Below are 19,327 nucleotides of genomic sequence, written 5' to 3' on the forward strand. Positions count from 1 at the left end.
ACAGAAGGAACCGCGAAACATGAAGAAACTGATCGCTGCAATCGCCCTGCTGGCTGCCGCGCCGGCCTGGGCCGAGGATAAGATGACCGTCTTGTTGGATTGGTTTGTAAACCCTGACCATGGTCCAATTATCGTCGCACAGGAAAACGGCTATTTCGCCGACCAGGGGCTTGAGGTTGAAATCATTCCGCCCGCGGACCCCTCCGCGCCGCCGCGTCTGGTGGCCGCTGGTCAGGCCGATCTGGCAGTGTCCTACCAGCCTCAGCTGCATCTGCAAATCCATGAGGGCTTGCCGCTGAAACGGGTCGGCACGCTGGTTGCCACCCCGCTGAACTGCCTGCTGGTGCTGGATGATGGCCCGATCAAGTCGCTGGCCGATCTGCGGGGCAAGAAAATCGGTTTCTCGGTCGCCGGTGTCGAAGAGGCGATCCTGACAACCCTGCTGGGGCAGCATGATATCGGTCTGGATGAGATTGAGATGGTCAACGTCAACTTCTCGCTGTCGCCGTCGCTGATGACCGGTCAGGTGGATGCAGTTATCGGGGCGTTCCGGAATTTTGAGCTGAACCAGATGGATATCGAAGGTGTCGCGGGTCGCTGTTTCTATATCGAAGAGGAAGGCATCCCACCCTATGACGAGCTGATTTATGTCGCCAATCCCGATACGATGGATGCCGACAAAATCGCCCGTTTCTTGGCCGCGACCGAGAAAGCGACCCAGTATATCGTCAACAACCCGGAAAAAAGCTGGGAAATCTTCGCGGCCACCTCGACCGAGCTGAAGGATGAGCTGAATGCCCGTGCCTGGGTCGACACGCTTCCCCGGTTCGCGCTGCGTCCGGCGGCGTTTGATGCGGGTCGCTATGCGCGGTTCGAGGAGTTCCTGAAGAACAGCGGCATGATCGACAGCCTGAACCCGGTCAGCGACATTGCCATCGATGTGACCGCGCAATGAGCAATTACGGCAAAGCTTTCGCATTGATGCGGGATGCCGCGCAGGGGCCGTGGCGGGATTACACTCGCCACACCTTTGTGGAAGGGATGAAAGACGGAACGCTGCCGCGCACGGCGTTCCTGCATTACCTGCGACAGGACTATGTGTTCCTGATCCATTTTTCCCGTGCTTGGGCACTGGCGGTTGTTAAGTCCGAGACTCATTCGGAAATGCTGACCGCCGTGGCCACGGTAAATGCGTTGGTCGCCGAGGAAATGCAGCTGCATATCGGTATCTGTGAGGCGGCTGGGATTTCCCATGAGGAGCTGTTCGCAACCCCTGAACGCGCCGAAAACCTGGCCTATACACGCTTTGTGCTTGAGGCCGGGTATAGCGGTGATTTGCTGGACCTGCTGGCGGCTCTGACCCCTTGTGTGATGGGCTATGGCGAAATCGGCACGCGGTTGGCCTCTGAAGCTACATCCGAGGTCTATCGTGATTGGATCAATACCTATGCCAGCGACGACTACCAGGGCGCATGCAAAGCGGTTGGAGAACTGTTCGATCAGGCTCTAACACGGCGTATTGGTGAGGACTTTGCAGCCTCGCCGCGCTGGGATCGCCTGTGCCAGACCTTCCGCACGGCAACCGAGCTAGAAGTCAACTTCTGGCAAATGGGCCTGACCCCATGACCCCGGCGCCCGATCTGAGCATCAAAGGCACGGCCACGATTGACGGAGCGACCCTGTTCGCGCCGCTCACCCTGACCCTTGGGGCCGGGCAGTGGACTTGCCTGCTGGGCGGATCGGGCGTCGGTAAAACCACAATTCTACGTCTGATTGCCGGGCTTGATACAGGTGCCGTGTTCACCGGGCAGATCACCGCCGGCGACGGTGCTCCGATGCAGGACCGCGTGGCCTATATGGCGCAGGATGATCTGCTGCTGCCCTGGGCAACGGTCGCACAGAATGTCTCGTTAGGTGCGCGGCTTCGCGGCAAGCCGGTCGATCTGGAGCGGCGCAACCGTCTGATTCAGCGCATGCGATTGCAGGATCATATGACCAAGAAACCCGCCGAACTGTCGGGCGGCCAACGCCAACGCGTCGCTTTAGCCCGCACGCTCATGGAGGATCGCCCGATTGTTCTGCTGGATGAGCCGTTCTCGGCGCTGGATGCCCGCACTCGGGCCGATATGCAGGACTTGGCGGTCGAGGCGTTGCAGGGCCGGACCGTTTTGCTGGTGACACATGACCCGGGTGAGGCCGCCCGGCTGGGCCAGTCCATCATGGTGATGACACAGCAGGGCCTGACCCCCTGTGAGCCGCCGCATGCACCTGCCCCGCGCCATGTGGACGACCTTGAGACGCTTGAGACGCAAGGTGCGCTGTTGCGCTTGCTGCGCGAGGCGGTCGCATGAAATATCTCTCAGCCCTTGCAGCCACCGTGTTTGCGATTGCGATCTGGCAGGGGATCGTCTGGACGACCGGCTTGCCTAAGTTCATCCTGCCAAGCCCCGCCGTGGTGGCCGAGACCTGGTGGCAGAACCGTTGGTTGATCGCCGAACACACTTGGATCACTGCGGTTGAAGTGGTGATTGGACTGGCCTTCGGGACGGTTCTGGGTGTGGTTACGGCGCTGCAACTGGCCAATTCGCGGGCGGCGCGAGTTCTGGTACAGCCGATGCTGGTGTTCACGCAGGCTCTGCCGGTGTTTGCGCTGGCCCCGTTGCTGACGCTTTGGCTGGGCTATGGTCTGTGGTCCAAGGTCGCGATGGCGGTGCTGATCATCTATTTCCCGATCACATCGTCTTTCTTCGATGGGCTGATGCGGACGCCGCAGGGCTATCTGGACCTTGCGCGCACGATGCAGGCCAGTCCGCGTGCAGTGCTGTGGTATATCCGCATTCCGGCGGCGATGCCCTCGCTGGCGTCGGGGATGAGGCTGGCCGCCGTCTATGCGCCGATCGGGGCGGTGATTGGTGAATGGGTCGGCTCGTCCCAAGGGTTGGGATATTTGATGCTGTTGGCCAATGGCCGTGCAAAGACCGATCTGATGTTCGCCGCGATGCTGACCTTGGGAGTGTTTTCCATCGTGTTGCATATGGTTGTCCGCCGCGCCACTGCCCGCATGGCAGGTGAGGTGCGTTAACCATCTGGAAACCGATTCTGCGTCAGGCTGAGAGCATGACACAGGACGCCTTTTCCGAAGCCCCAATGCTATTCGATACAGACGAAGCTCCCGCGCAGCCGCTGCCGACGGGTCGGTTACCCTCCTACATCAAAGATCATCGCAAGCGGCTGCGCGAACGGTTCCTGTCTGGCGGGTCCGCCGCCATGCCGGATTATGAGCTGTTGGAACTGGTCCTGTTCCGTTCAATCCCCCGGCAGGATGTGAAACCGCTGGCGCGTGCGCTGATGGAAACGTTCGGCGATTTCAATCGGGTGCTGACCGCGCCCGAGGAACGGCTGCGCCAAATCAAAGGCGTCGGGGATAGCGTGATCACCGATCTGAAAATCCTTGAGGCCTGCGCCCATCGCATGGCCCGCGCACGGGTGATGAGGCGACATGTGATTTCCGGATGGGACGCATTGCTGGACTATTGCCACACCACCATGGCCCATCGTGAGACCGAACAATTCCGTGTGTTCTATCTGGATCGCAAAAACGTGCTGATCGCTGATGAGGAACAGGCCAAGGGCACGGTGGATCATGTCCCTGTCTATCCGCGTGAGGTTGCCAAACGGGCGCTGGAGCTGAATGCCTCGGCGTTGATACTTGTGCATAACCATCCGTCAGGTGACCCGACCCCGTCGCAATCGGATATCGACATGACCAACCGAATTCAGGATGCCTGCCTGGCACTGGGCCTGACGCTGCATGACCATCTGATCATTGGAAAGTCGAACGAGCTGAGCTTTAGGTCCGAGGGTTATCTGTAGCTGCTATTGAACCCAGACCTCGACCCGGCGGTTGACCTTGCGGCCCCATTCCGTGTCGTCGCAGGCCATGGGCATGGCCTCGCCAAAGGCGTCGACCGTGATTTCGACGCTGTCCCCGATAGCGGTTTCAATCTCGGCCAATACGGCATTGCGAACGGTTTTTGCCCGCAACAATGCGATCCGCGCATTGGTTGACGCTGCCCCTTCGCCATCGCTGAAGCCGACAAACCTAAGCTTTCGGGCATCGAGGGTCCCGGATTCCAAAAGAAGGGCAAGATGTCGGATATTGGACCGTGACTGCGCATCCGGGCGCGAGGAACCGGGCTCGAACCGGAAGGACAGTGACAGGCGGGACATGGGTCTGAAAATCTCGACCAGCCGCTGAAGTTCCTCCAAACCAACTTCTGATCCGCCCGACGCGATAGCATTGGCAAGTCGATCCCCTTGCACCCCAAGACCCATAGTCTCGGGGGTTTGATCGACAAAGCCAGCTTCGCGTATTGCCATCTGCGCCTCGATTCCTTGAGTGTAGGCCAGGAATTGACGTGCAAAACGCGGCAATCGCCGGTCCGGCAGGTATAGAAACATAGGTGAGGTCAGCGGATAATCTTCGGTCTTGATTGACTGCCGAGTAGCCGCCAGCGCATGACCGCACCCGCCGGTCAAAGGCAGGGCACGCGCGGTGCTGGCTTCGGCTTGGCTTGCGACACCTATTGAAAAGGGATCCGCAGCAACGGTACGCACCAGATCAGTACTGCGGTCATGCCGAATGGCCGCCTCGGAAAGGGCTGTGCCGGAGGGTGCCAGAAGCCTGTCTTCGACATTCTGGGCCAGACCCGAACCGGCTTCCGGAAGGTGCAGTGAAATTGGCGCATCGGGTCCGCCCAACTCGGCCCAACTCGTAATCTCGCCCGAAAACACCCGGGTTAATTCCGCAAGCGAGATTTGCTGTAACGGGTTCGAGTTGGCAACGATTGGTACCAAAGCGTCAAGCGCGATGACGCGGGCCCGGCGGGTGCGGGTCAGATCGCCAAGGCCTACCGCTTGTGCGGCTTGCTCCTCTTCGGGTCGGATTTCGCGCAACGCCAGAACAATATCAGCCTGGTTTTCTGCCTGCGCCCTAAATCCGCGCTCAGTGTTCCCTGCGTCAAAGAAGAACCGACCCAGCGGTGCTGCCCGCCCGGGTTGGTGCAGTTCGTAAGAAAATGTGTTGGCGGTCAGCCTGTTTGGGGTCGCCGACAACCCTTGTTGCTGTGCGAAGCCAACAATCAGCGCTGGTAGAACCTTTTCCGCCATGACCGAAGATCCGGCAAATCGGATTTCAGCCACAAAATCGGTCAGGCTTGGGCAGGCAGGTCCGGTACAGGTCACACCGGACCCATCAACTGTCAGCGTGCCGAATTGCGTCGTCACGCGATAGAACTCGCCGTCAAATCCCAGCAAGTCACCGGTGACTTCGACCTTGCCGTCATGCGATCTAAGCGAGATGTCTTGCGCCTGTGCGCCCGACGCGATTGTAACGGAAGCCAGTGCAGCCGCTGCCACACGAAAGAATGTCATAAGATGCCCGAGCCTGCCTGCGGATTTAGTTTGCGGCGATTGTCAGGTCTTGGAAGAGATTATTCAACACCAGAAACTCTCCGGTGCGGGAGCATTCAGGAAAACTCAGCGTCCTGTCTTTTGATCTCAACCGATCATCCCGCAATTCAAGCGACTGGATGTTCAGGTCGCGCCCGCAATTTTCTGAAGTCACCTCGGTTTCGACTGTGATTTCTATCGATCCGTTTTGGTTGGAAAGACCGGCAGGGAACGAATAGATTTCGATGTTTTTCATGTCCCCGGTTCCGGTATTGCCCAGACGCACTACCTGTCCGGCGCCTTCGGTCGGTGTCTCAGCCGAGACATGGCCATTGCCGCCATAGCTGGCCCCGAATTCCAGCGCATGAATTTGCAGGTCAGTTTCACCCTGCCATTGCAGGGCAATGCGTTCGTAATTGGCAATGTCAGCGATATGGGTAGTTGCGACTGTTCCATGCTGGTCTTCAAACGAGATCAGAAAGATCGCATATTCTGACAGGGCCGGGATTGTCATGTCCATGCGCCCTACTGCGTCGGTGCGCTGTGTGACTGTCATACCGCTATGGTGAATTTCCACGGATTCATTACTGTGGCAGGGGGCGTTGACGACCAGCCGGGCGGCAGCACCGGGAACGGCAGTAGCGCGCGCACTGAGGGTGCAGTCAATGGGATTGACAGGTTCTGATCGACTGGATTCGATAAAACGGTTGTCGGACCTAGTCTCTTTGCTTGTTCCGTGAACCGGTGCAGATGAGGTCAGAACGACTTCGCTTAACCCGGGGATGATTGAAGCCTGATCTGTAACTGATGCCACATCAACAGAAGCCCGCTCCCCTCGCGGTTGCGCGGGGGTTCCGTTCTGCATGAGGTAGCCAATGGCCAATGCACAAGCAACGGTGCCGCCAGTGGTTACGTAGTTCTTAATTACAAACAAGACACCCTCCCCAGTTGAAGGAGCGATTCGCACCCTGCAGTTGAATCACGGCTAATATGTGGCCGTGAGGCGGACTCATTGTGTCTCGATTGTGGTGACGTTAGGTCAACCGGCCATGGCAATGCTTAAACTTCTTGCCTGAACCGCAGGGGCACTTGTCGTTGCGCGACGGGTTTCCCCAAGTTGCCGGGTCGTCTTCGACAAATCCAGGCCGCGCATCACCCGAGGCTTCGGCCTCGGCCACCGCTTCGGCGTGACCAGCGGCCTGATCTACCGCCTGCTGCGCGCGTGCCTGCTGCGCTTGCATCTGGGTCAGCATTTCGCGCTGTTCCTCTTCGGTCAGCGGTCGCACGCGGGACAGCTGCTGGGTCACGGTTTCGCGCAACGAATCCAGCATGGATTCGAACAGCTGGAAACTTTCGTTCTTGTATTCATTCAGCGGGTCGCGCTGGGCATAGCCGCGGAAGCCCACGACCGAGCGCAGATGTTCCAGCGTCAGCAGATGTTCGCGCCATTTGCTGTCGATCGTGTTCAGCAAGACCTGCTTTTCGATGTTGCGCATGTTCTCGGGGCCGAACGCGGCCACTTTCTGCGCCATCATTTCGTCAGCGGCGTTGATCAGCCGTTCGCGCACCTGCTCGTCATCTACGCCTTCCTCAGCGGCCCAATCCTGAACCGGGGCGTCAATGGTCAATTTTTCCTTGACCGCAGCGTGCAAACCCTCGGTATCCCACTGATCGGCATAGGATTTCGGCGGCATATATTCGTCGATCAGGTCGTCGATCACCTGTTCGCGCATGTCTGATACGATTTCGGACAGGTCGTCGGCGGACATGATTTCGCGCCGTTGGCTGAATACCACCTTACGCTGGTCGTTCATCACATCGTCGAATTTCAGGACGTTCTTGCGCATGTCAAAGTTGCGACCTTCGACCTTGGATTGCGCCCGCTCCAGCGATTTATTCACCCAGGGGTGGACGATGGCCTCACCTTCTTTCATGCCCAGCGTGGTCAGAACCTTGTCCAACCGTTCCGAGCCGAAGATGCGCATTAGGTCGTCTTCGAGGCTGAGGTAAAACACGGTGCGGCCCGGATCACCCTGACGGCCGGACCGGCCCCGCAGCTGGTTGTCGATACGGCGGCTCTCGTGCCGTTCGGACGCCATGACATACAGCCCACCGGCAGCCAGGACCTTTTCTTTTTCTTCAGCATGGCGGGCTTCTTCCGCGGCACGCAGCTCGGCCGGATCTGCCTCGGGGTTTTCGGCCAGCGCCTGCAGAACCTTCATTTCCACATTGCCGCCCAGCTGAATATCAGTACCGCGACCGGCCATGTTGGTGGCGATGGTTACTGCGCCATATCGGCCCGCATCGGCAACGATCTGCGCCTCCTGCTCGTGTTGGCGGGCATTCAGAACATTGTGCTGGATACCCTCTTTGGTGAGCATCTGGCTGAGCAATTCGGACTTTTCGATGGACGTGGTGCCCAGAAGGACCGGTTGTCCGTTTTTCTGGGCTTCCTTTGTCTCGTCGATCATGGCGCCGTATTTTTCGGCTGCGGTACGAAAGACCTGATCGTCCTCATCCAGACGCGCGATCGGTTTGTTGGTTGGTACTTCGACAACGCCCAGACCGTAGATTTCGGTAAATTCCTCAGCCTCAGTCAGCGCGGTGCCGGTCATGCCGCCCAGCTTGTCATACAGGCGGAAATAGTTTTGGAACGTCACGCTGGCCAATGTTACGTTTTCGGGCTGGATCTGCACGTTTTCCTTGGCTTCGATGGCCTGATGAAGACCTTCCGACAGGCGACGACCTGGCATCATGCGACCGGTGAACTCATCAATCAGAACGACATTGCCGTCCCGCACGATGTAATCTTTGTCACGTGTAAACAGCTTATGCGCGCGCAAGCCCTGGTTCACGTGGTGAACGACCGTGGTGCTTTCAGGATCATACAGCGAATGGCCTTCTGGGATCAGGCCGTTGGCAATCAACTGTTGCTCCAGAAACTCGTTACCCTCATCCGTGAAGGTCACGTTCCGGGACTTTTCGTCCAGCGTGAAGTGATCTTCTCCCAATGACGGGATTAGCGCATCAATCGCGGTATACAGGTCCGACCGGTCCTCGGAGGGCCCGGAAATGACCAGCGGCGTCCGCGCCTCGTCAATCAGGATCGAGTCGACCTCATCCACGATCGCGAAATTGTGGTGTTTCTGGTAAATTTGATCCAGTTCCGCCTTCATATTATCGCGCAGGTAATCAAAACCCAGCTCATTGTTGGTGGCATAGGTCACGTCACAGGCATAAGCAGCCTTTTTCTCGGCATCGGGCTGCCCTGACCAGATGACACCGGTGGTCATGCCCACGGCGGCAAACACCTTGCCCATCCATTCCGAGTCGCGCTTGGCCAGGTATTCGTTCACCGTGACCACGTGCACGCCCTTACCGGTCAGCGCGTTCAGATAGGCGGGGAGGGTCGCAACCAATGTCTTGCCTTCACCCGTTTTCATCTCGGAAATATTGCCTTGATGCAGGAAGGCGCCGCCCATCAACTGCACATCAAAGGCACGCAGGCCCAGCGCGCGTTTTGCACCTTCGCGTACGTTGGCAAACGCCTCGGGCAGCAGATCATCCAGGCTTTCGCCTTCCAGCGCACGTTTGCGCAGCTCGGCGGTCTTTGCGATCAGGCCGTCATCCGACAGATTCTCGAACTCGGGTTCCAGCGCGTTGATCTGTTCGATCAGGGGGCGGGTCGCCTTGATCTTGCGGTCGTTCGGTGTTCCGAACACCTTTTTGGCGAGCGTTCCGAGTCCCAGCATGTTCACTCCAGCGGATCTGTTCTTGTCTTGGTTTTGACAGGCTTGCCCACCTTGCGCGCAACCCATAGATACGGGGGGTGAAAGGCGGCCCTGTCCAAGGCTTCAAAGCGATGTAAGCGGCAGGTTCCAGAGTGTCAACGCTGCGCCCTGCCGTGGCAAAGAAATAGGATGATTCCATGCCCAAAGGCCTCACTTTTCTGCCATCGCTGGCCCTTGCAACGGTGATGGCGCTGCCATTGGCCGCCGAAACCAAGCCCGATGCCAGCACGGTGGTCGCCCGCGTAAACGGCGAAGAAATCACTCTGGCGCATGTGATCGCAACGGTTGCGACACTGCCCCCCAACTACCAGCAGGTCGAAGATGATGTTCTGTATGATGTCATCATCGAGCAGCTGATTCAGCAGCAGTTGCTGGGCCAGGAGCAAGAAGGGCTGAGCAATCTGAACGCCTTGGCCATCGAGAACGAGACGCGGTCGTTGCTGGCGGTTCAGACCGTAAATGCCCTGATCGACGAAGTTGTAACGGCAGAAACCATTCAGACCGCCTATGATGCGCGCTTTGCCGAGTTTGAAGGCGAAGATGAGTTTAATGCCAGCCATATTCTGGTCGAGACCGAGGATGAGGCAAAAGACCTTAAGGCTCAGTTGGATGATGGCGCCGACTTTGCCGAGCTGGCCAAAGAAAAATCAACCGGTCCTTCCGGCCCGAATGGCGGGGTGCTGGGTTGGTTCGGCAAGGGGCAGATGGTTCCCGAGTTTGAAACCGCCGTTGTCGCGCTTGAGAAGGATCAGGTGTCGGACCCGGTGCAGACACAGTTCGGCTGGCACGTGATCATTCTGAATGACAAGCGCAAATCCGAAGCGCCCACACTTGATGCGGTACGCGACGAGCTGGCACAGGATCTGCAAAGTGAAGCTATTCAGGCCCGTATCGGCGATTTGACCCAGGCTGCACAGATCGAACGTCCTGCACTCGAAGATGTGAACCCGGGCATCGTGCGTCAGTTGGACCTGATTCAGGAGTAACCCCGTGGCCTCGATCACCAAAGTCTCTCCGCTGGCCCCGGCGGGGTTTCCCGAATTGCCCGCGATCGACGGTGTGCGCTTTGCGACCGTCGAAGCCGGCGTACGCTATCAAGGCCGCACTGATGTGATGCTGGCGGTCCTGGATCCGGGCACATCAGTGGCTGGGGTCTTTACCCGCTCGGCCACACGCGCGGCACCCGTGCTGGATTGTCAGGACAAGATCGGCGGGCCAAGTGACGGGCCGGCGGCGATCCTTGTGAATTCGGGCAATGCCAATGCATTTACCGGGCATTATGGCCAAAGCTCGGTCGCCGAGGTGACGCAAGCAGTGTCCAAGACCACAGGCGTACCGGTCGAACGGGTTTTTACCTCGTCAACTGGTGTGATCGGTGAACCCTTGCCGCATGAACGCATCGTGGCGCAGCTTGAGGCCCTGAAATCCGGCCTCAGTCGCCACGCAATCGAAGATGCAGCGCGGGCCATCATGACCACGGATACCTTTCCGAAAGGAGCCTCGGCGCAGGTCGAGATTGATGGAAAAACGGTCTCTATTGCGGGGATTTCAAAGGGTTCTGGCATGATCGCGCCTGATATGGCGACGATGCTGGTTTATATCTTCACCGACGCCCAGGTCGAGCAATCCGCGCTGCAGCGGATGCTGGGTGCGCAAACCGACCGCACTTTCAACTGCATCACCGTCGACAGCGACACTTCGACGTCGGACAGCCTGCTGCTGTGTGCTACTGGGGCTTCGGGGGTGGATGCGACAGACAATGCCTCCTTTGCCGAGGCTTTGGAAACCGTGATGCTGGACCTTGCCCAACAAGTGGTACGCGATGGCGAGGGCGCCACGAAATTCGTAGAAATTCGTGTGACCGGGGCCGTCACCGATGCCGACGCCAAGGTGCATGGATTGGCGATTGCCAATTCACCACTGATAAAAACCGCCATTGCGGGCGAAGACCCGAATTGGGGCCGCGTCGTCATGGCCATCGGAAAATCGGGTGCAGCTGCCGACCGTGACCTGCTGAGCATTTCTTTCGGAGACATCCTTGTGGCCGAAAAAGGTTGGGTCAGTCCCGATTACCGCGAGGAAGACGCCGCCGAATACATGAAAGCTCAGGACCTTGTAATCGGCGTCGATCTAGGGCTGGGCGCGGGTAAATCCACCGTTTGGACCTGCGACCTGACCCATGGCTATATCGAGATCAACGCGGATTACCGGTCGTGAAAACAGTTCTGGTTTCTGCGGTCGCCCTGATAGACATTGAGGGCCGGGTGCTGCTGGCGCAGCGCCCCGAAGGTAAATCCATGGCGGGCCTTTGGGAGTTTCCCGGCGGCAAGATCGAACCCGGCGAAACACCCGAGGCCGCCCTGATCCGCGAGCTGGAAGAAGAGCTGGGCATCAACACCTGGGCCTCATGCCTCGCCCCGCTGACCTTCGCCAGCCACAGCTATGATGATTTCCACCTGCTGATGCCGCTGTTTGCCTGCCGCAAATGGGAAGGCATTCCACAATCGAAGGAAGGACAGGCGCTGAAATGGGTGCGTGCGAATGATCTGCGCAGTTACCCGATGCCTGCGGCAGATGTGCCGTTGATCCCGATTTTGCGGGATTGGCTTTAGGGTCCCGGTTCGATCTTGTCTGGACGCTGGAATTCAGCGCGCGATTTAAACCTATTGCAGCGCTTAGGCGCAGGCAAGAAACGGAAAAGCGCACGAGCGCAATCGCTTGAAAAGTAGGGAGATGTTTGGAGTTTGGTGCCCAGGAGATGCATTTAGACCTTACACCACCATACCCCACGACATTCCACTTTCTTATAAAAACCAACACCCTAAGACTTTAGCTATTCCGTTATGTGTCAGGATATAGCAGGATACCGCAGACAATAAGGTGGATAGAAGGGTGGGCGGATGGCGCGGCCTATCCATAAACTTTCGGCCGCAGCGGTGAAGGCAGCAGGCCCCGGTAAGCACAACGATGGTGCCGGATTGTGGTTACACAAGCGCCAAGATGGCGGCGGGCAATGGTTCCTCAGGATCACGGTACACGGTCGCAGGCGTGAAATGGGCCTTGGGTCCATTGCAGATGTATCGCTCAAAGAACCAAGAGAACACGCGGAACAGTGGCGCGCCTTTGCCCGGAAGGGTCTTGATCCAATCAAAGAACGCGAAAAACAACGGCGTGAGGCTGAACGCAATTTACATTGTTTGGCGGATGTCGCATTGGACGCGTTCGAAAGTCGGAAGGCCGAACTCAAAGGCGACGGTAAAGCTGGGCGCTGGTTTTCTCCTCTAGAACTACATGTCTTACCCAAACTGGGTAGATCCCCGGCTCAGATATCGATCAGATCGACATAAGAGACGCTCTGAGGCCCATTTGGCACTCCAAAGGGGGAAAACTGCCCGGAAAGCCATTAATCGCCTCAGCATCGCTCTAAGGCACGCTGCGGCGCTAGGGTTGGACGTAGATTTGCAAGCCACCGAAAAAGCCAAAGCGCTTCTTGGTAAATCTAGGCATACGCCACAACACATTGCTGCCATGCCGTGGATTGACGTTCCAGAATTCTACAGAACCCTAGAAGTGCCCACGACAACCAATCTGGCCCTGCAGATGCTGATCCTGACGGCAGCCCGCTCAGGTCCACTCCGCTTTAAGAGATACGATCAAATTGAAGATGACATTTGGACAATCCCTGCGCATCAGATGAAGGGCCGGTTAGGCCAAACGGCGGATTTTCGCGTGCCTTTGTCCGGCGAAGCCCAGCGCGTGGTTGACCTCACCAAACCCTTCTACCGTGATGGTTTTCTCTTCCCCGGCCTTCGCAAAGGAGTGATTTCGGATATGACGATGGGGCAACATATGCGCAAGGCAGGTTTGCCATATAGGCCTCATGGGTTCAGATCCAGCTTTCGGGATTGGGTGGCGGACCGAACCAATGCGCCAAGGGAAGTCGCAGAAACCAGCCTTGGCCATGTTGCAGGAAGTCAGGTCGAAAGGGCGTATCGCAGGACGGATTATCTGGAGCAACGTCGACTAATCATGAACGAATGGGCTCGTTATGTAACCGGCGAGGAAGAAAGCATCCATGATGATTTCTGAACCGTCCGCCCGAAGCCCAAGCGGTAACTCGCTGCAGGATCTGATATTCAAAGCGAAATATTAGACAACATCGTTCGCGCAGTTCGGAAGACGGATGGCTGTCGGGGTCGGCATTAAGATCGGCGCTGAACATCTCCCCAAAAACCCTGTTGAAACCCTTTCGCATTAGAAACGTCAGCGATCGGCTTCTTCCTCTTCACTCCTTCACATCCTGCTTTAGCAGAAACTGATTCTTGAAATTCTTCAGCCCCGGCATAACATCGGCATTGGCGATATCGTCACTCGCATGGATTTCATGCTCTAGAAATTCCTTCAATGCGTCACCGTCGTCACTGACCAGTTCAATGATCAGGTCGTAACGTCCCGCGACCCACAGGATGAAAACAACCCTTGGGTTCTTTTCAAGGCGCTTCGCCACCTGGCGTGGGGTCACGCCAGCGGCCACATTCAACCCGATCATCGCGTCGGTTGTGTATTCTGTGGCCACCGGATCCGACATCGCAACGATCCGCAACATGTTGTTGTCTCGCAGACCGCTCACCCTGTTGCGGATGGTTCCTTCGGACACATTCAACTGCTGTGCAATTTCCGAAAAAGCCATCCGACCATCTTGCTGCAACAGCCGGATGATCTGCTGGTTCAAGTCATCCTTTGGGGACCTAATGCTCTGTGCGGAGGCGCGCACGTTTGATTGCTTTTTGACTGCCATATACCCGATGCTCGATTGCTGCATTCGTAGCTGAGACTAGGTGAGGACATCGAAATTCGCAATTCTCTCTTAAGAATTCTGTGGCAGGAAGTGCAGAAAACGACATCTTTTGCCCTCGACACCGCAGCTTCCAAGGACCGTGACGCGGGCCTATTGCCAAATTTTCTGTAAAATCCCGCTGAAATTGCGGCTCTCGCAATCCACACGACCTGGTTATTCGAAATTCGCACTTCCATGCCGTTTTTTGACCAGATTATTTCTGATTCGTGCCCCAAAATCCCAAAATATTCGCGAAAATCGAAAGAATGTTAGGCGGCTAATGCGATATTCGCAGTCGAAACTTCAATTCCCGGCGCGGCGGGACAGAGTCCGCAAGTAGGAAGACCGCGAGAAACGGTAAAACCATGCGCCTGTCGTTGGACCGACGGGTACAGGTGGCAGTGTCGAAGGGAGGACAAATGACAATTGCCGAGGATAGAACTCAGGCCATTGGAGGGCCTCAGCACGGGCTGACCGCCGGGGCGTATCGCAGCGAAGAGTTCTGGCAGCGGGAATGCCAGACTGTCCTGGCCAAGAACTGGGTGTTCATCGGGTTTGCCCATCAGATGGCTAACCCCGGTGATGCTCATCCGGTTACCTGCGCAGACTTACCACTGCTGGCGGTGCGCGGTCGTGACGGCGACATCCAGGTGTTTCACAATGTTTGCTTGCACCGGTGTATGACATTGGTCGACAAGCCCAAGAATGTCGGCAAGCTGATCCGCTGCCCCTATCATGCCTGGGCTTATGACCTGGATGGCCGCCTGCGGGCTGCACCTCATTTTGCCGGAACCGGCAAGCAGGAGTTCGACGGCTTTGACATCAAAAATCATCGCCTCAAGCCTGTACGCACCCATGTCTGGCATGACTGGATCTTCGTCAATCTGGATGGGAACGCGCCTGATTTCGAAGACTATGCCGCGCCTTTGATCAGCCGGCTGGAGGGGATGGATTTCACCAGAGTGGAACCAATTGGCCTGCTCGACTTTGGTGAGATTAGCACCAACTGGAAGCTGATCATGGAGAACTTTATCGAGCCCTACCACGTTCAGTTTGTCCATGCCTCAACCACTGATCAACCATTGGAAAACCACTATACAATCACCGATGGCACCTGCATCGGCAGCGCGGTGGATCTGAACGAAGAGTTGGGCACATCCGGCAGTCTGGGGGTCAGCTCTCGCTATCTGACCCTGTACCCCAATTTCATTCTGGGCCGCTATTTTCCGGATCAGCTGGGCGTCTATCTGAACGTGCCCATTGGTCCCGGAAAGATGCGCCAGTACCGAGCACTTTACACGACAGAAGGCCAGGAACTGAGCGCCGAGGAAGTACAAGCCCTCAGAAACCTTTGGTGGGATGTCCACAAGGAAGATCACGAGATGGTTGAACGCATGTTTGAGGGCCGCAAATCCCCGGTCGCCGAGGATGGGGGCCTGTTGTCGCCCGCTTGGGAGGACAGCGTCCGCGCCTTTCAGGATCTGATCGAGCGCGACGTGGCCGGTACTTAAGCAAGAAGGAACAATATCGATGAACAAGTCCATATCCAAAGGGTTTCGTCTGGCCCATACGATGATGCGGGTCACCGACATGGAGAAGTCACTGGATTTCTATTGCGGAATTCTGGGTATGGAAGTGCAGCGGCGCACGGACTACCCCGAAGGCAAATTCACCAATACCTTTATCGGCTATGGGCCCGAGGCCGAGTTTCCCACGCTGGAGCTGACCGCCAATTGGGATCAGGGCACGCCTTATGACAAAGGCGACGGCTGGGGTCACATCTGCATCGAAACGCCAGATGTTTATGCCGCGTGCGAACAGCTGGCTGCGGCCGGCGTAAACATCACCCGCCCACCGGGGCCAATGAAAAACGGCACAAGGGTCATCGCCTTTTGCGAGGACCCTGACGGTTACAAGGTCGAATTGAACGAATCCATACTGAAACACCTGGCACAGGAAGGCTGACCAAATGGGTGACACACCTCAACTTTTCAAATTCGATCTGGTTCAAAATCGCTACGACTCGATGGGCGACAGCGACACTTACATCAAACCGATGGTGACCAGCGAATTCAGCAAGTCCATGTGCGGCGGTATCAACGTCCTGAACAACATCAAGGTGCCGTGGGATCTGACCTGCGACGAGATCATTTATTGCCTTGAGGGCACGTTCCGACTGGTTTGCGACGGCAAAAGCTATGTTTGCAATCGTGGTGATGTGCTGTTTGTCCCGAAGGACAACCACATCTCCTACGAGTCGGACGGCAAATGCGTGATCTTCTATGCCGCCTACCCTCACAACTGGAAACAGCTTGCCGGGATCACGCAGGTTCCGGGCATCGACCCTGACGATTTTGTCCCCGGCTGAACATCTTAACCGCTGAGCGACAGAACAACCGAAACCAGCACCAACACTGAGGGATCACCCTCGGTGAACCAAATCTGATTGCCATTCGATGGGAGAACGCCGAATGCCCAAGGACAATGCCAGCACCCGCATCTACTACGAGACTATCCATGACGCTGTCGAGCGTAACCGCCCGCGTATCGCAGAGGTACGGCAACGTCTGGAGGAGGCTGGCGTCAAATACGTGATGGCCGCCTGGATTGACCTGCACGGTATTCCAAAAACCAAACCCGTACCGATGAGTGATTTTGAACCGCTATGCCTCGGGAAAGGACCGCAATTTGCGGTGCATTCGATTTCTTACGTGCCCGAACTCAGCCCTGCCGACAGCGATCAGGTCGTGGTGCCGGATCTCGATGCCGTCTATGTCTGCCCGTGGGATACTTCGATGGCGATCATCTTCTCGGACCTCTACTGGGAAGATGCGCCCTATAATGTCTGCCCGCGTCAGGCCCTGAAACGTGCCATGCACGAGGCTGCGCAGGAAGGGTACACAGGTTATGCTGGGGTCGAGCCCGAATTCATTGTGATGAAATACGACGACGCCGGTCAGCCGGTGAAGGCGTTTGACGACGACCCTGCAAGCGGCCTTCGGCCCCGCCGTCAGGCGTTTGGCTATGACGTTGAATACTCGATCGACTCGATGGCGTTTCTGAAAGACATGATCGACATCATCGAGGGTCTGGGTTGGAACCTGCATGACGTGGTGGCCGAGGGTGCGTATTCGCAGTTCGAGCTGGATTTCCACTACACCAACATGCTGGAAATGTCTGATCGGCTGGCATTCCTGCGCATCACCCTGAAAGAAGTCGCAAAAAAGCACGGGATGTTCATCACTTTCATGCCGAAACCGACAGTGGGCGATTGGCGGTCTGGCGCGCATATCAACATGTCGATGCAGCATGAAAGCCGTCCGGGCGAGAACATTTTCGAAACGCCGGATGGCGATTGGAGTGACGAAAGCCGCTGGGCAGTTGGCGGACTGATGCAGCATGCAGAAGCAATCACCGCGATCACCTGTCCGACGGTGAATTCCTATAACGGTCTGGTGCCACGTGTTGGCGGCTTTGAAGGCGGCACGGTCACATGGGCCCCGACAAATATCACCTATGGCTTCAACAACCGATCCGCCCAGTTCCGCCTTCCGCAAAGCCGCCACTGCATCGAAAATCGCGCCTGTGACATGACAATGAATGTCTATCTCGCGATGGCGATGCACTTGAGCTGCGGAATAAAAGGCATCAAAAACAAGATCGATCCGGGCAAACCAACAGATTTTGATTTGTACTCAAAGACTGAATCCGAGCTTGCCGAGCTCGGTATACGCAGGCTTCCGCGAACTTTGTTCAACGCTATTGAGGCTCTGCGTCATGACGAGATGGCCGAACATGTGATGGGGCGCGTGATGCGCAACTCCTATATCGAGTACAAAAACGACGAATGGGAGCGCTACCACCAATCGGTCACTGATTGGGAAGTGCAAGAGTATCTGAGGCTGTACTGAAAGATGGTCGTGGATGAGTTTAGGACATTCGACCTTGGAGACTTCCCGCTTCTATCGGGTCAGGTTTTGCACGACGCCAAACTTGCCTATCAAACTTACGGCACGTTGTCGGCCACCCGCGACAATGTCATCGTCCTACCGACCTTCTACACGGGGACAAATACTCGGAACGAAGGGTTCTTCGGCCCCGGTCGCGCTATTGACCCAAGCCGCCACTTCATCGTCAGTCCAAATTTGTTCGGCAATGGCCGTTCGTCTTCGCCCTCGAATACGCCCTCCCCTCAAGACGGCCCGCGATTTCCGTTGGTGCAGATGTGGGATAATATCGCGGCGCAGCATCGGTTGATCCAAGATCACCTCGGCATCGAAAAGATCGCGCTGGTCGCCGGCTGGTCAATGGCGGGCTGTCAATCCTATCAATGGGCGGCGCAATACCCGGATATGGTACAAGCGATCTTGCCTTTCTGCGCCTCGGCCAAAACCTCAACGCATAATTTTGTCTTCCTCGAAGGGGTCAAGGCCGCCCTTTGCGCGGACCAGAATTGGAACGGCGGCAATTATGACAGCCCGCCCGAGGCCGGGCTCAAAGCCTTCGGTCGGGTTTACGCAGGCTGGGCTTTCTCTCAGACCTTTTACCGTGAGAGGCTTTATGAGCAGCTTGGATTCCAATCCATTGAAGAGCTGATGCAAGATTGGGAACAGGACCATGTACAGAGCTGGGATGCCAACAATCTACTGGCCAAGCTTGCCACCTGGCAGGCTGGCGACATCTCTGCCGGGCCACTTTACAATGGGGATTACAAACTGGCGCTGGGTGCCATCAAGGCGCGTGCCATCCTGATGCCCTGCACTCAGGACCTCTATTTCCCTCCTGAAGACAATGAAATTGAGGCCCACCACATGCCTAACGCCATCTTCCGTCCTTACGACTCGCCATGGGGTCATTGCGCCGCCAATCCTGGTAACGACAAAGGCTTTGCGGCACAGTTGGACGTTAATATCCGCGAGCTCTTAGAAGAATAAGACCTTGTAAATAAATGAGAGATTGTACTCATTCATTAGCGACTGGTACATTCCTTCAAGTGAAGGGCAGCAATTCGGCAACAGAACTGCAACCGCAGTGGATTAGCTATAGTTACGCTCTGGGTAATTCGTTCGATGTTGCCAAGTCCGCATTACTGCGCATAACAGACGTCGATGCCAGTCGCGGAATTCGAAACATTGGACTCACTGCTACCGTCGGATGCGGCGCAGAATGACTCGCCTAGCCAAGATAAACCCTGTCCTGTACGGCCCAAACCAGCCGTTTGCCTCACCACTCGACGCTGCAGCGCAGC

Annotated in this window: 19 protein-coding genes; 15 read left to right on the forward strand and 4 right to left on the reverse strand. The window is 56.8% G+C overall.

The features are described from left to right. Positions 1-19: 19 nt before the first annotated feature. The 5 genes from AC2FGB_RS16785 to radC are packed head-to-tail and all read left to right on the forward strand — an operon-like array spanning position 20 to position 3,873. Positions 20-955, forward strand: coding sequence for an ABC transporter substrate-binding protein (locus AC2FGB_RS16785; RefSeq protein WP_142637333.1), 936 nt, complete (start codon positions 20-22; stop codon positions 953-955). Beyond that, complete coding sequence (gene tenA, locus AC2FGB_RS16790) at positions 952-1,626, forward strand: thiaminase II (RefSeq protein ID WP_281995835.1); 675 nt, start codon at positions 952-954, stop codon at positions 1,624-1,626. Before AC2FGB_RS16785 ends, tenA begins: the two co-directional genes overlap by 4 nt. Continuing rightward, positions 1,623-2,351, forward strand: a complete 729-nt coding sequence (locus tag AC2FGB_RS16795) for an ABC transporter ATP-binding protein (protein WP_496694351.1) — start codon at positions 1,623-1,625, stop codon at positions 2,349-2,351. Before tenA ends, AC2FGB_RS16795 begins: the two co-directional genes overlap by 4 nt. Continuing rightward, a complete protein-coding gene (locus tag AC2FGB_RS16800; protein WP_271950546.1) occupies positions 2,348-3,082 on the forward strand; it encodes an ABC transporter permease in 735 nt (244 codons plus the stop codon). Before AC2FGB_RS16795 ends, AC2FGB_RS16800 begins: the two co-directional genes overlap by 4 nt. 35 nt (positions 3,083-3,117) lie before the next feature. Next, positions 3,118-3,873: a RadC family protein gene (radC, locus tag AC2FGB_RS16805; RefSeq protein WP_271950544.1), complete on the forward strand. Its 756-nt coding sequence runs from the start codon at positions 3,118-3,120 to the stop codon at positions 3,871-3,873. Between the two features lie 3 nt (positions 3,874-3,876). Here the strand turns inward: radC and AC2FGB_RS16810 are convergent, their stop codons facing one another. From AC2FGB_RS16810 to secA, 3 genes are all read right to left on the reverse strand, one after another. Beyond that, a complete protein-coding gene (locus tag AC2FGB_RS16810; protein WP_496694350.1) occupies positions 3,877-5,433 on the reverse strand; it encodes a phosphate ABC transporter substrate-binding/OmpA family protein in 1,557 nt (518 codons plus the stop codon). A 25-nt stretch (positions 5,434-5,458) separates the two neighbouring features. Further along, the gene (locus AC2FGB_RS16815; RefSeq protein ID WP_282027505.1) at positions 5,459-6,385 is read right to left on the reverse strand and encodes a hypothetical protein; all 927 of its coding nucleotides are present in this window, start codon (positions 6,383-6,385) and stop codon (positions 5,459-5,461) included. Positions 6,386-6,485: 100 nt separating this feature from the next. Then, positions 6,486-9,203 (reverse strand): preprotein translocase subunit SecA, encoded by a 2,718-nt coding sequence (secA, locus tag AC2FGB_RS16820; RefSeq protein ID WP_496694348.1) that lies wholly within the window; start codon positions 9,201-9,203, stop codon positions 6,486-6,488. A gap of 176 nt (positions 9,204-9,379) precedes the next feature. Here secA and AC2FGB_RS16825 point away from each other — a divergent pair, with 176 nt between their 5' ends. From AC2FGB_RS16825 to AC2FGB_RS16845, 5 genes are all read left to right on the forward strand, one after another. Continuing rightward, the gene (locus AC2FGB_RS16825; RefSeq protein WP_496791791.1) at positions 9,380-10,228 is read left to right on the forward strand and encodes a peptidylprolyl isomerase; all 849 of its coding nucleotides are present in this window, start codon (positions 9,380-9,382) and stop codon (positions 10,226-10,228) included. 4 nt (positions 10,229-10,232) lie between these two features. Continuing rightward, positions 10,233-11,459 (forward strand): bifunctional glutamate N-acetyltransferase/amino-acid acetyltransferase ArgJ, encoded by a 1,227-nt coding sequence (argJ, locus tag AC2FGB_RS16830; protein ID WP_496694345.1) that lies wholly within the window; start codon positions 10,233-10,235, stop codon positions 11,457-11,459. Beyond that, positions 11,456-11,854: an 8-oxo-dGTP diphosphatase MutT gene (gene mutT, locus AC2FGB_RS16835; RefSeq protein ID WP_496692631.1), complete on the forward strand. Its 399-nt coding sequence runs from the start codon at positions 11,456-11,458 to the stop codon at positions 11,852-11,854. Before argJ ends, mutT begins: the two co-directional genes overlap by 4 nt. Before the next feature lie 288 nt (positions 11,855-12,142). Continuing rightward, complete coding sequence (locus AC2FGB_RS16840; protein WP_496694344.1) at positions 12,143-12,589, forward strand: Arm DNA-binding domain-containing protein; 447 nt, start codon at positions 12,143-12,145, stop codon at positions 12,587-12,589. Between the two features lie 181 nt (positions 12,590-12,770). Further along, positions 12,771-13,331, forward strand: coding sequence for a tyrosine-type recombinase/integrase (locus tag AC2FGB_RS16845; protein ID WP_496694343.1), 561 nt, complete (start codon positions 12,771-12,773; stop codon positions 13,329-13,331). 196 nt (positions 13,332-13,527) lie between these two features. Here the strand turns inward: AC2FGB_RS16845 and AC2FGB_RS16850 are convergent, their stop codons facing one another. Then, the gene (locus tag AC2FGB_RS16850) at positions 13,528-14,064 is read right to left on the reverse strand and encodes an Lrp/AsnC family transcriptional regulator (protein ID WP_282027507.1); all 537 of its coding nucleotides are present in this window, start codon (positions 14,062-14,064) and stop codon (positions 13,528-13,530) included. 434 nt (positions 14,065-14,498) lie between these two features. Here AC2FGB_RS16850 and AC2FGB_RS16855 point away from each other — a divergent pair, with 434 nt between their 5' ends. From AC2FGB_RS16855 to AC2FGB_RS16875, 5 genes are all read left to right on the forward strand, one after another. Further along, positions 14,499-15,590 carry an aromatic ring-hydroxylating oxygenase subunit alpha gene (locus AC2FGB_RS16855; protein ID WP_142637313.1) on the forward strand — a complete coding sequence of 364 codons (1,092 nt, stop codon included), beginning with the start codon at positions 14,499-14,501 and terminating at the stop codon, positions 15,588-15,590. A gap of 19 nt (positions 15,591-15,609) precedes the next feature. Further along, positions 15,610-16,044, forward strand: coding sequence for a lactoylglutathione lyase (gene gloA / locus AC2FGB_RS16860; RefSeq protein WP_085823161.1), 435 nt, complete (start codon positions 15,610-15,612; stop codon positions 16,042-16,044). 4 nt (positions 16,045-16,048) lie between these two features. Next, positions 16,049-16,447: a cupin domain-containing protein gene (locus tag AC2FGB_RS16865; protein WP_108859955.1), complete on the forward strand. Its 399-nt coding sequence runs from the start codon at positions 16,049-16,051 to the stop codon at positions 16,445-16,447. A 103-nt stretch (positions 16,448-16,550) separates the two neighbouring features. Then, positions 16,551-17,990, forward strand: coding sequence for a glutamine synthetase family protein (locus tag AC2FGB_RS16870; RefSeq protein WP_496690235.1), 1,440 nt, complete (start codon positions 16,551-16,553; stop codon positions 17,988-17,990). Between the two features lie 9 nt (positions 17,991-17,999). After that, on the forward strand, positions 18,000-19,013 hold the full coding sequence (locus AC2FGB_RS16875) for an alpha/beta fold hydrolase (RefSeq protein WP_496690236.1): 1,014 nt from the start codon (positions 18,000-18,002) through the stop codon (positions 19,011-19,013). Positions 19,014-19,327: the final 314 nt, after the last annotated feature.

It is taken from the genome of Ruegeria sp. CDSC021, from assembly GCF_059610845.1.